This is a genomic window from Pseudoalteromonas sp. HM-SA03 (assembly GCF_002289345.1).
Taxonomy (GTDB): Bacteria; Pseudomonadota; Gammaproteobacteria; order Enterobacterales; family Alteromonadaceae; genus Pseudoalteromonas.
Map to the genome: position 1 here is coordinate 39134 of NZ_NSDG01000089.1, position 12570 is coordinate 51703.

General features: G+C 44.6%; 11 protein-coding genes. 9 read left to right on the forward strand and 2 right to left on the reverse strand.

What is annotated here, in order from left to right:
* Positions 1–3: 3 nt before the first annotated feature.
* A complete protein-coding gene (locus CKO50_RS17935; protein ID WP_010371472.1) occupies positions 4–1290 on the reverse strand; it encodes a citrate synthase in 1287 nt (428 codons plus the stop codon).
* Between the two features lie 416 nt (positions 1291–1706).
* On the opposite strand from CKO50_RS17935, the gene sdhC reads away from it, so the two are divergent.
* From sdhC to CKO50_RS17980, 9 genes are all read left to right on the forward strand, one after another.
* Positions 1707–2084 carry a succinate dehydrogenase, cytochrome b556 subunit gene (sdhC, locus tag CKO50_RS17940; RefSeq protein ID WP_125252744.1) on the forward strand — a complete coding sequence of 126 codons (378 nt, stop codon included), beginning with the start codon at positions 1707–1709 and terminating at the stop codon, positions 2082–2084.
* Positions 2075–2422 (forward strand): succinate dehydrogenase, hydrophobic membrane anchor protein, encoded by a 348-nt coding sequence (gene sdhD, locus CKO50_RS17945; protein WP_010371467.1) that lies wholly within the window; start codon positions 2075–2077, stop codon positions 2420–2422. Before sdhC ends, sdhD begins: the two co-directional genes overlap by 10 nt.
* Positions 2423–4195: a succinate dehydrogenase flavoprotein subunit gene (gene sdhA, locus CKO50_RS17950; protein WP_010371464.1), complete on the forward strand. Its 1773-nt coding sequence runs from the start codon at positions 2423–2425 to the stop codon at positions 4193–4195.
* A gap of 10 nt (positions 4196–4205) precedes the next feature.
* Positions 4206–4925, forward strand: coding sequence for a succinate dehydrogenase iron-sulfur subunit (locus CKO50_RS17955; RefSeq protein ID WP_010371461.1), 720 nt, complete (start codon positions 4206–4208; stop codon positions 4923–4925).
* A gap of 84 nt (positions 4926–5009) precedes the next feature.
* Positions 5010–7823 (forward strand): 2-oxoglutarate dehydrogenase E1 component, encoded by a 2814-nt coding sequence (sucA, locus tag CKO50_RS17960; RefSeq protein ID WP_095729279.1) that lies wholly within the window; start codon positions 5010–5012, stop codon positions 7821–7823.
* 10 nt (positions 7824–7833) lie between these two features.
* Positions 7834–9327: a 2-oxoglutarate dehydrogenase complex dihydrolipoyllysine-residue succinyltransferase gene (gene odhB / locus CKO50_RS17965; RefSeq protein WP_095729280.1), complete on the forward strand. Its 1494-nt coding sequence runs from the start codon at positions 7834–7836 to the stop codon at positions 9325–9327.
* Positions 9328–9500: 173 nt separating this feature from the next.
* Entirely contained in the window at positions 9501–10667 is a 1167-nt protein-coding gene (gene sucC, locus CKO50_RS17970; protein ID WP_010371452.1) for an ADP-forming succinate--CoA ligase subunit beta, read from the forward strand.
* Complete coding sequence (sucD, locus tag CKO50_RS17975) at positions 10667–11539, forward strand: succinate--CoA ligase subunit alpha (protein ID WP_010371451.1); 873 nt, start codon at positions 10667–10669, stop codon at positions 11537–11539. Before sucC ends, sucD begins: the two co-directional genes overlap by 1 nt.
* A 41-nt stretch (positions 11540–11580) precedes the next feature.
* Positions 11581–12198: a Crp/Fnr family transcriptional regulator gene (locus CKO50_RS17980; RefSeq protein ID WP_255230394.1), complete on the forward strand. Its 618-nt coding sequence runs from the start codon at positions 11581–11583 to the stop codon at positions 12196–12198.
* 1 nt (position 12199) lies between these two features.
* Here the strand turns inward: CKO50_RS17980 and CKO50_RS17985 are convergent, their stop codons facing one another.
* On the reverse strand, positions 12200–12511 hold the full coding sequence (locus tag CKO50_RS17985; RefSeq protein ID WP_010604654.1) for an antibiotic biosynthesis monooxygenase: 312 nt from the start codon (positions 12509–12511) through the stop codon (positions 12200–12202).
* Positions 12512–12570: the final 59 nt, after the last annotated feature.

The following is a 12570-nucleotide window of genomic DNA, read 5'->3' on the forward strand; positions in this document are numbered from 1 at the left end:
TGATTATCTGTCGTTTTGTGTTTTGTAGTCGCGAGACGTGTAGCCTTTGTAAAGCTGACGCGGACGACCAATTTTGTGTCCTGGCTGAGAAAGCATTTCGTTCCAGTGTGAAATCCAACCGACAGTACGAGACATCGCGAAGATAACCGTAAACATACTTGTTGGAATACCGATTGCTTTAAGAATGATACCAGAATAGAAGTCTACATTCGGGTATAGCTTCTTCTCAATGAAGTAAGGGTCTTCTAGGGCAATCTGTTCAAGTTTCATTGCTACGTCAAGCAGTGGATCTTGGATGTTTAGCTCTTTAAGCACTTCGTGACACGTTTGACGCATTACCGTCGCACGTGGGTCAAAGTTTTTATAAACGCGGTGACCAAAGCCCATTAGACGGAACGGATCGTTCTTGTCTTTTGCTTTTGCAACGTACTCGTCAATACGATCAACAGAGCCGATTTCTTCAAGCATAGTTAAACATGCTTCGTTTGCGCCACCGTGTGCAGGACCCCAAAGTGATGCAATACCTGCCGCGATACACGCGTAAGGGTTTGCACCTGAAGAGCCAGCAAGACGAACTGTTGAAGTTGACGCGTTTTGCTCGTGATCTGCGTGAAGCATGAAAATACGATCCATTGCTTTAGCAAGCACTGGGCTGACGTTGTAGTCTTCAGCTGGTACAGAGAACATCATGTGAAGGAAGTTTTCTGCGTAGCTCAAGTCGTTACGTGGGTATACGAACGGTTGGCCAACGTTATACTTGTACGCCATTGCAGCAATCGTTGGTAGCTTAGCTACTAACTTGATTGCACAACGCATGCGTTGATCTTCATCAGAAATATCCAAATCTGAGTGGTAGAACGAAGATAACGCACCAACTACACCACATAGCATTGCCATAGGGTGTGCATCGACACGGAAGCCTTGGAAAAACGCAGCAATCTTCTCGTGCATCATTGTGTTGCGAGTGATCTCATCTGAGAACTCAGCTAGTTGTTCTTCGCTTGGTAATTCACCGTTTAATAGTAGGTAGCAAAGTTCAATATAGTTAGAATTTTCAGCAAGTTGCTCAATTGGATAACCGCGATGAAGCAGTACACCTTTGGCACCGTCAATGTAAGTGATAGACGAGTCACAAGAGGCAGTCGACATAAATCCTGGGTCATACGTAAATAGGCCGTGAGCACCTAAAGAGCGAACGTCAACTACGTCTTGACCAGCTGTACCTTCGTAAATTGGTAACTCAATCGGATCGTGACCATCAATATGGACTGTGGCTTTTTTATCTGCCATCTATTTGTCTCCTATTTAATAACAATATTCTGATTGTTATGTTGTGATACTAATGTTAAGCAAATTCAGAACATTCTAACTTATAACCTAGGTTAAAAGTCAATTTTTCTGTGATTTATGCATAAATGTATAATAAATATTCTACGGCGATTAAATATTAGACCATTCGCTAATTCGCAAGCGTCTCTATCTAAACAAGAATTGTAAAAGGGCGCATAGCCTTATATACTGTCAACGGTTTTATACCGTATCGTCTGTGGGTAAACCTATTTTTACATCAATTTTTACACTCGAGTGAACTTTTTGGTGTCCTAATTGGTTTATCTAGAGTGTGCCACCTACATTTGCAATATGTAGGTGGGTTTCATAAAAACAAGTAGATGAGCTCCTTTGTGGGCAAAGATGGGCAAGTAACTGTGAAAAAGCAAAGACCTGTAAATCTAGATCTTACGACTATATCTATGCCGCCAACGGCTAAAGCGTCGATTCTTCACCGTGTCACCGGTGTTGCTTTCTTCTTCGCTTTGACCTTTGTGATTTGGGCTTGGTCTGAATCCCTTTCTTCTCCTGAAGGCTTCGAGTTTGTAAAAGAACTGATGTCTGGCTTTATCGCGAAATTCATCGCGTGGGGCACCCTAACTGTATTGTCTTACCACATCATCGGTGGTATCCGTCACATGATCCAGGATATGGGACATTGGGAAGAATTAGAATCAGGCAACAATAGCGCGAAGATTGCACTAGCACTTTGGGTTATCGTAGCAATTTTGGCTGGAGTATGGATATGGTCTTAAATCAAGCGACTCTAAAGCGTGATGGCGTACAAGACTACGTGTCACTACGTACAACTGCGTTAATTATCCTAGCTTACGCGGTATTCATCGTAGGCTATCTTCTAATTACTCCTGAACTAACTTATGAAGCTTGGTCAGGGTTGTTTTCAAATTTAGCTGTTAAAGCAGCAACGATGATAACACTAGTATGCATCATGGTACATACACGCATCGGTTTGTGGCAGGTTCTAACTGACTACGTTAAGAACTCAACAACTCGCACTATTCTTGGCTTTGTATTAAACCTTATGGCTCTAGCTTACGTAGCTATTGGTCTGTTTGTTCTGTGGGGTGTTTAAGTGAAATATAACGTACGTGAATTTGACGCAGTTGTAGTCGGTGCAGGCGGTGCGGGTATGCGCGCGGCACTTGCTATCTCGGAATCAGGCAAAACTTGTGCTCTTATTTCAAAAGTTTTCCCAACTCGTTCTCATACAGTATCAGCACAAGGTGGTATCACCGTTGCGCTAGGTAACTCTCACGAGGACAACTGGGAATGGCACATGTACGATACGGTTAAAGGTTCTGATTACATCGGTGACCAAGACGCTATCGAGTACATGTGTAAAACAGGTCCAGAAGCTATCACTGAACTTGAGAACATGGGTCTACCTTTTTCTCGTTTTGAGAACGGTCGCGTATATCAGCGTCCTTTCGGTGGGCAGTCGAAAAATTTTGGTGGCGAGCAAGCTGCACGTACAGCAGCCGCAGCGGACCGTACGGGTCACGCGTTGCTACATTGCCTATATCAGCAAAACGTTAAAAACAAAACAAACGTTTTCTCTGAGTGGTATGCACTAGACCTAGTAAAAAATGACAATGGCGATGTAGTGGGTGTCACCGCAATCGACATCGAGTCAGGTGAAATCACCTATTTCAAATCAAAAGCAGTTGTCCTTGCAACTGGTGGTGCGGGTCGTATTTTCGCATCAACAACGAACGCGCACATCAACACAGGTGACGGCGTTGGTATGGCGGTTCGTGCTGGCATTTCAATGCAAGACATGGAAATGTGGCAGTTCCACCCAACAGGTATCGCAGGTGCGGGTGTACTAGTAACAGAAGGTTGTCGTGGTGAAGGTGGTTACCTTCTAAATAAAGATGGCGAGCGCTTCATGGAGCGTTATGCGCCAAACGCGAAAGACCTAGCATCACGTGACGTTGTTGCACGCTCAATGATGACTGAGATCCGTGAAGGTCGTGGTTGTGATGGTCCTTGGGGTCCGCACATCAAGCTGAAACTTGACCACTTAGGTGCTGAGACACTTAACTTACGTCTTCCTGGCGTGTGTGATCTAGCGAAGACATTCGCACACGTAGACCCAGCAGAAGAGCCAATTCCAGTAATCCCAACTTGTCACTACATGATGGGTGGTGTACCAACTAACGTTAATGGTCAAGTGCTAAACGTAGACGGTCAAGGTAATGAAAAGATCGTTGAAGGTCTATTTGCAGTAGGTGAGATTGCGTGTGTATCTGTACACGGTGCAAACCGTCTAGGTGGTAACTCACTACTTGACCTTGTCGTATTCGGTCGTGCGGCGGGTAACTTCCTTGGTACTTACTTGAAAGATGCTGAAATCGCTAAAGAAGCAAGCAACGACAACGTAGACGCAGCACTTGCGCGTACTAACCGTTGGGAAACTTCTGCGAAAGGTCAGGGTGAAGATCCTGTACAAATCAAGAAAGATCTACAACGTTGTATGCAGCTTAACTTCTCGGTATTCCGTGAAGGTGATGCAATGGCTGAAGGTCTTAAAGAACTTAAAGAAATTCGTGAGCGTCTACAGTACGCACGTCTTGACGATAAGTCTGCTGAATTCAACACGCAACGTATTGAGTGTCTAGAGTTAGATAACTTGATGGAAACAGCGTACTCGACAGCGGTTGCTGCGAACTTCCGTACGGAAAGCCGTGGTGCACACTCTCGCTTCGACTACCCAGAGCGTGATGATGAAAACTGGTTGTGTCACTCGATTTACAACCCAGAGTCTGAGTCTATGAGTAAGCGTGAAGTTAACTACGCGCCTAAGACTCGTGAAGCATTCCCACCGAAAGCACGTACATACTAGGAGCTAAGCGATGGCAACTTTAGAATTATCTGTTTATCGTTATAATCCTGATGAAGATGCGGCACCACGCATGCAAGACTATTCTCTAGAAGTAGAGGAAGGTCGTGACATGATGGTGTTAGATGCTCTTATGCAGTTAAAAGAGCAAGATCCATCTTTATCTTTCCGTCGTTCATGCCGTGAAGGGGTATGTGGTTCTGACGGTATTAATATGAATGGTAAAAATGGTCTTGCATGTATTACTCCAATTTCTGCTTTGCAGAACGGTGGTAAAGGCAAGATCGTCATTCGTCCATTACCAGGTCTTCCGGTGATCCGTGACTTAGTAATCGACATGAGCCAGTTCTATACGCAATACGAGAAGGTTAAGCCATTCTTGATCAACGATAAGCCAACTGGTGGTGAAGAACGTCTTCAATCTATTGAAGAACGTGAAAAGCTAGATGGCCTGTACGAATGTATTCTTTGTGCATGTTGTTCAACGTCTTGTCCTTCTTTCTGGTGGAACCCAGATAAGTTCATCGGTCCTGCGGGTCTTCTACATGCTTATCGCTTCTTGGCTGATAGCCGCGATACAGCGACAGAAGAACGTCTTGCAGGTCTTGATGACGCGTTCAGCGTATTCCGCTGTCACAGTATTATGAACTGTGTTAGCGTATGTCCAAAAGGCCTTAATCCAACTAAGGCAATTGGACAAATTAAATCAATGTTGTTAAACCGTTCGGTATAACACATACTACTAGCTAAGATGGCAAGCAAAAGCTTGCCATCTTGTTTTCGTTTGAGTTTCTGCGCTAGATAAAAGGGCTAATAGATGCACGAAGGTGTGATGAAGGCATGGCTAGAATCTTCGCATTTGTACGGCGGTAACGTTGCGTACGTAGAAGATCTATATGAGGCGTATCTAGATGATGCAGCTTCAGTGCCAGAAGAGTGGCGAGAGGTGTTTGATCAACTACCTAAAGTTGATGGAGTGGATGTTGACACTAAACATTCAGAAGTAAGAGCGCAATTTGCGGAGCTTGCTAAAAACAAACACAGAGAAGTCGTGGTTTCCGCAGAGGGTTCTGCTGATGCCAAGCAAGTTAAAGTTCTGCAGTTAATTAATGCATTCCGTTTCAGAGGTCATCAGAACGCAAACCTAGATCCTTTAGGGATTTGGGATAGAGAACGTGTTCGCGATCTTGACCCTGCTTTTCATGATTTAACCGATGCAGACTTAGATAAAGAATTTAACGTTGGCTCTTTTGCTTGTGGCAAAGAGACAATGAAACTCAAAGACTTGTACGCTGCGCTTAAAGCGACATACTGTGGCTCTATCGGTGCTGAGTACATGCACATCACGTCTACCGAAGAAAAACGTTGGTTACAACAGCGTTTGGAATCGTCCTTCTCGAAGCCACAATTCGACAAAGAAACCAAACTAAGAATCTACAAAGGTCTAACGGCTGCAGACGGCTTAGAAAAGTACTTGGGCGCAAAATTCCCAGGCGCTAAGCGTTTCTCTCTAGAAGGCGGTGACTCACTTGTGCCTATGCTGAAAGAGCTTATTCACCGTGCTGGTGAAAGTGGTCAGCAAGAAGCCGTAATTGGTATGGCCCACCGTGGTCGTCTAAATGTGCTAGTGAATGTATTGGGTAAAAACCCACAAGAACTATTTGATGAGTTTGCTGGTAAATACGGCGAGCACGCAGGTTCTGGTGACGTTAAATACCACATGGGTTTCTCTTCTGACTTCGGTACGAAGGGCGGCAATGTTCATATGGCATTGGCATTTAACCCATCTCACCTTGAAATCGTAAACCCAGTAGTAATGGGATCGGTACGTGCTCGCCTTGACCGTTTGAATTGTCAAAGTGGTTCTAAAGCATTACCAATCACAATTCACGGTGACTCTGCAATCGCAGGCCAAGGTGTTGTTCAAGAAACGTTTAACTTATCGCAAACACGTGCATACGGTGTTGGCGGCTCTATCCGTATCGTAGTTAATAACCAAGTTGGTTTCACTACGTCAAAACGTGAAGACACTCGTTCGACGGAATATTGTACTGATATCGCTAAAATGGTTCAGGCACCTATCTTCCACGTGAACGCAGATGATCCTGAAGCCGTTGCATTCGTTACACAAGTTGCACTTGATTTCCGTAATAAGTTTAAACGTGATGTGGTGATTGACTTAGTATGTTACCGTCGTCACGGTCACAACGAAGCGGATGAGCCAAATGCGACGCAACCGCTGATGTATCAGAAGATCAAAAAGCACCCTGTACCTCGTCAGTTATATGCTGACCAACTTGTACGCGAAGGTGTGATTTCTGAAGGTGATGCGAAACAAATTGCTGACGATTACCGAAATGGTCTTGATAAAGGCGTTTGTGTCGTAGAAGAAATCCAAAAAGAAACCAAGCACTCATCAGATTGGTCTAAGTATGTTGGTCACGATTGGGACACGCCGTATGAGCCAAAGGTTGCGCTAGATAAACTCAAAGCACTTGGCGAAAAGATTGCGAGCTACCCAGAGGCTCATAAAGCACAATCACGCGTTAAAAAGATTTACGATGATCGTAAACTTATGGCGCAAGGCGAGAAAATGCTTGATTGGGGTATGGCTGAGACATTGGCTTACGCGACCTTGGTTGATGAAGGCACTGATATTCGTCTTACTGGTCAGGATTCTGGTCGTGGTACATTCTTCCACCGTCATGCCGTAGTTCATAACCAAAAAGACGCGTCGACTTATCTTCCGCTGCAAAACATTCGTGAAGGCCAAGGCCTGTTCGAAGTGTACGATTCAGTACTATCGGAAGAAGCGGTACTTGCGTTCGAATATGGTTACGCGACAGCAGAGCCAACGTCATTGGTACTATGGGAAGCGCAATTTGGTGACTTCGCCAACGGTGCTCAAGTCGTATTCGACCAATTCCTAAGTTCAGGTGAGCAGAAGTGGGGTCGTTTATGTGGTCTAACACTACTACTTCCTCATGGCTATGAAGGTCAAGGTCCAGAGCATAGTTCCTCGCGTTTAGAGCGTTATTTACAGCTTTGTGCTGACCACAATATGCAAGTATGTGTGCCGTCAACACCAGCGCAAGTATACGCAATGCTACGTCGTCAATCGGTTCGCCCACTACGTCGTCCGCTGATTGTAATGACGCCTAAGTCGCTATTACGTCATCCATTAGCTGTTTCTAGCCTAGAAGAGCTATCCGAAGGCGTATTCAATAACATGATCGATGAGATTGATGATATCAATCCTGAAAACGTTGAGCGTGTTGTGTTCTGTAGCGGTAAGGTTTATTACGAACTATTGCAAGAACGTCGTAAGCAAGAGCTTAACAACGTGGCTATCGTTCGTGTTGAACAGCTATATCCATTCCCTCACAAAGAGATGGATGAGATCATGGCTCGCTACCAGCACGTAAAAGATTTTGTTTGGTGTCAAGAAGAGCCACAAAACCAAGGTGCTTGGTACTGTTCACAGCATCATTTCTGGGAAGCTATCCCTGCTGGCGCAAATCTGACTTATGCAGGCCGTAAGGCTTCAGCTGCACCAGCATGTGGATACATGTCTACACATACTAAAGAACAAAACGCGTTAATTGCTGACGCTTTAACAATTAAGAAATAAGGAATAAGAGATGACAACCGAAATTAAGGTTCCTGTTCTTCCTGAGTCTGTTGCCGATGCAACGGTTGCTACATGGCATGTAAGCGTTGGCGATAAAGTGACTCGTGATCAAAACTTAGTTGACATCGAAACGGATAAGGTCGTTTTAGAAGTTGTAGCGCCAGAAGATGGTGTTATCGTTGCAATTTCTGAAGAGGAAGGCGCAACCGTTCTTGGCGAACAAGTTATTGCACAACTAGGTGCTGCTGATGAAGCAGCAGCGCCTGCTCAATCAAATGAAAAACCAGCAGCGTCAGAATCGGCGCCAGCAGCAGAAGGTAAAGAAGTGGACATTAAAGTACCTGTACTTCCTGAGTCAGTAGCAGACGCTACTATCGCAACTTGGCACGTTCAACCAGGTGAAGCGGTTAGCCGCGACCAGAATCTAGTTGATATTGAAACAGATAAAGTGGTTCTTGAAGTTGTTGCACCTGAAGACGGTGTGATGGGTGAGCACATCCACGCTGAAGGTGAGACAGTACTAGGTGATCAAGTTATCGGTAAAATCGTTGCCGGTGGCGCACCAGCTGCATCATCAAGTGCGAAGAAAGAAGAAGCACCAGCTGCTGCTTCTGACGAAAACTCAGATGTACTAACACCATCTGTTCGTCGTCTTATCGCAGAGAAAGGCCTTGATGCTTCTAAGATCAAAGGGTCTGGTAAAGGCGGTCGCATTACTAAAGAAGACGTGGACGCTTTCCTTAAAGCACCAGCAAAATCAGAGTCTAAGCCAGCAGCTTCAGCACCAGCTGCCCCGGTAGGTGAGCGTACTCAGAAACGTGTACCAATGACTCGTCTACGTAAGACAATCGCTAACCGCTTATTAGAAGCGAAGAACTCAACAGCAATGCTGACGACGTTCAACGAAGTAAACATGAAGCCAATCATGGATCTTCGTAAGCAGTACCAAGAGGTATTTGAGAAGCGCCACGGTATTCGTTTAGGTTTCATGTCTTTCTACGTGAAAGCGGTAACTGAAGCACTTAAGCGTTTCCCTGAAGTTAACGCGTCAATCGACGGTGACGATATCGTTTACCACAACTACTTTGACATCAGCATCGCGGTATCAACACCTCGTGGTCTAGTGACTCCAGTACTACGTGATTGCGATAAGCTTTCTGTTGCTGAAATCGAGAAGAATATTCGCGAATTGGCTATCAAAGGTCGTGATGGCAAACTAACTGTTGACGATATGACTGGCGGTAACTTCACTATTACCAATGGTGGTGTATTCGGCTCACTACTATCTACGCCTATCATCAACTTGCCACAGTCTTCAATCTTGGGCATGCACAAAATCCAAGAGCGCCCTATGGCAGTAAACGGTAAAGTTGAAATTTTACCTATGATGTACCTAGCACTATCTTATGACCACCGTCAAATCGATGGTAAAGAGTCAGTTGGTTTCCTAGTAACAATTAAAGAGTTACTTGAAGATCCAACACGTCTACTACTAGACGTATAATATTTGTTTAAAGAATAAGCTGTATGCTCGCATACAGCTTTTTTTTTGCGCCTTTGGTCTAAGTGGGGTTTTCATCAGAAGCCTTGGGATCTATACTATGTGCGCAATTTGGGATAGCTGACTATTTGCATAAATATTCAGCTTTTTTAGTATAAAAAATTGGATAAAGCATCATGAATTTGCATGAGTATCAGGCAAAACAACTTTTTGCCGAATATGGTTTACCTGTATCAGAAGGCTTTGCTTGTGATACACCTCAAGAAGCAGTTGAAGCTGCTGGTAAAATCGGTGGAGACAAGTGGGTTGTTAAGTGTCAAGTACACGCAGGCGGCCGTGGTAAAGCTGGCGGTGTTAAACTTGCAGACAGCAAAGACGAAATCCGCGCATTCGCTGAAAACTGGTTAGGTAAAAACCTAGTTACTTACCAAACAGACGAGAAAGGTCAGCCTGTTGCTAAAATCTTAGTAGAAAGCTGCACTGATATTGCAAATGAACTATACCTAGGTGCTGTTGTTGACCGTGGTTCACGTAAAATCGTGTTCATGGCATCAACTGAAGGTGGTGTAGAAATTGAACAAGTTGCAGAAGAAACGCCTGAACTAATTCATAAAGCTGAGATCGATCCACTAGTAGGTCCTCAAGCTTACCAAGGTCGTGAGCTAGCGTTCAAACTAGGTTTGAACCCAACTCAAGTTAAGCAATTCACTAAGATCTTCATGGGTCTAGCGCAAATGTTTATCAACCACGACTTTGCTCTACTAGAAATCAACCCTCTAGTGATCACAGACGCTGGTAACCTACACTGCCTAGACGGCAAAATCGGTGTAGACGGCAACGCATTGTTCCGCCAGCCTAAGATCCGTGAATTCCACGATCCTTCACAAGAAGACGCACGTGAAGCACACGCAGCAAGCTTTGAGCTTAACTACGTAGCACTAGACGGTAACGTTGGTTGTATGGTTAACGGTGCAGGCCTTGCGATGGGTACTATGGACATCGTAAACCTACACGGCGGCAAGCCAGCTAACTTCCTAGACGTTGGTGGCGGCGCGACTAAAGAGCGTGTATCTGAAGCATTCAAGATCATCCTTTCTGACGACAATGTTAAAGCAGTACTAGTTAACATCTTCGGTGGTATTGTACGTTGTGACATGATCGCTGAAGGTATTATCGGTGCGGTTAAAGAAGTTGGCGTAAACGTACCAGTAGTTGTACGTCTTGAAGGTACTAACGCTGAAGCTGGTCGTGAAGTACTAGCTAACTCTGGCCTTGACATCATTGCAGCTGAGTCACTAACTGACGCTGCTGAGAAAGTAGTTGCTGCTGCGGAGGGCAAATAATGTCTGTACTAATTAACAAAGATACTAAAGTAATCTGTCAAGGTTTCACTGGTGGTCAGGGTACTTTCCACTCTGAGCAAGCGATCCAGTACGGTACGCAAATGGTTGGTGGTGTTTCTCCTGGTAAAGGCGGCACAACTCACCTAGGTCTACCTGTATTTAACACAGTACGTGAAGCGGTAGAGTCAACTGGTGCAACTGCATCTGTTATCTACGTACCAGCTGCATTCTGTAAAGACGCTATCCTTGAAGCGATCAGCGCAGGTATCGAACTAATCGTATGTATCACTGAAGGCATCCCTACACTAGATATGGTTGATGTTAAAGTGAAGCTAGAAGAAACTGGCGTTCGCATGATTGGTCCTAACTGCCCAGGTGTTATCACTCCAGGTGAAACTAAGATCGGTATCATGCCAGGTCACATCCACTTACCTGGTAAAGTAGGTATCGTGTCACGTTCTGGTACTTTGACTTACGAAGCAGTTAAGCAAACAACTGACGCTGGCTTCGGTCAATCTACTTGTGTTGGTATCGGTGGTGACCCAATCCCAGGCACTAACTTCATCGACGTACTAGAGATGTTCCAAAACGATCCGCAAACTGAAGCTATCGTAATGATCGGTGAGATCGGCGGTACAGCTGAAGAAGAAGCGGCTGAGTACATCAAACACAACGTAACTAAGCCTGTTGTTTCTTATATCGCAGGTGTTACAGCTCCTCCAGGTAAGCGTATGGGTCACGCTGGTGCAATTATCGCAGGCGGTAAAGGTACAGCTGACGAGAAATTCGCAGCACTTGAAGCAGCGGGTGTTAAAACAGTTCGCTCTCTTGCAGAAATCGGTTCTGCACTAAAAGAGAAAGCGGGTTGGTAAGTTAATACCACACGTTAAAAAGGCTCCTCAAGGAGCCTTTTTTGATCTCGCTATACCAATTGCATGAGGGGATTATGCCTTTTCATAAACTCGGTCAGCTTTGTGAAGCCACAAAAAATGAATTATTAACGCTTACTCAGCAAAACCCAACGTTCGACACTAAGTGCTGCAGCCGCAATGAAATATTATTGCAACAAGGGCAAGTGCAGCGTCATGGCTTTTTTATCCGCTCAGGTAAGCTTGTATCATCGGTTGTAAATGAAACAGGGGAGCTAAGACATAAGGAGTTCTATTTTGCTGGTGAACTTTGTATTCTATTTGCTGAATGGATCCAAAAATCTCCTAGCTTCTATCAAATCTCTGCGCTGGATGATGTGGAGTTGGTACTCGTTCCGCTAGCCGAATTAGAACAAGATACTCTTCGCGCACTTAAATTAAAATTATTAGAACAGCAGTTGCTATTTAAAGAAGCAAAAGAAGCTTTTCTACTACTAAATACGCTGGAGCAAAGATATTGTTTTTTGCGTGACAAACGTCCGCATTGGGTTAATGGTTTAGCAAATTATGATCTGGCTAATTATTTGGGCGTTACACCTCAAGGGCTATCACGGTTAAAGTCGCGAGTAAACAAAGCGCAAGCGACAACAACTAAGCGTTAGCTCAAAGACTATATTCACGCTCTACCTTGGCGATACGAGTTGTATAGCTTTGATACCATTTTTTATTGCCGTTTTTTTGCGCCTCAATATGCTCAGCATTGGCTTTCCATGCTTTGATTGACTCAAGGTCTCGCCAATAAGAAACGGTGATCCCAACCTCTTCACGCGCAGATTCTAATCCTAAAAAACCGGGTTGAAGCTGTGCAAGCTCGACCATTCTCGACGCGGTTTGGGCGTAGCCCTCGTCGTCTTCATTTTTAATATTGGTAAAAATTACGGCGTAATAGGGTGGTGGTGGAGTAGTTGCTATCATAAGTTGAAGCGCAGTAGATTGAAGATATTAAGTTTATACCAATTAACCTGTGCTCTAAT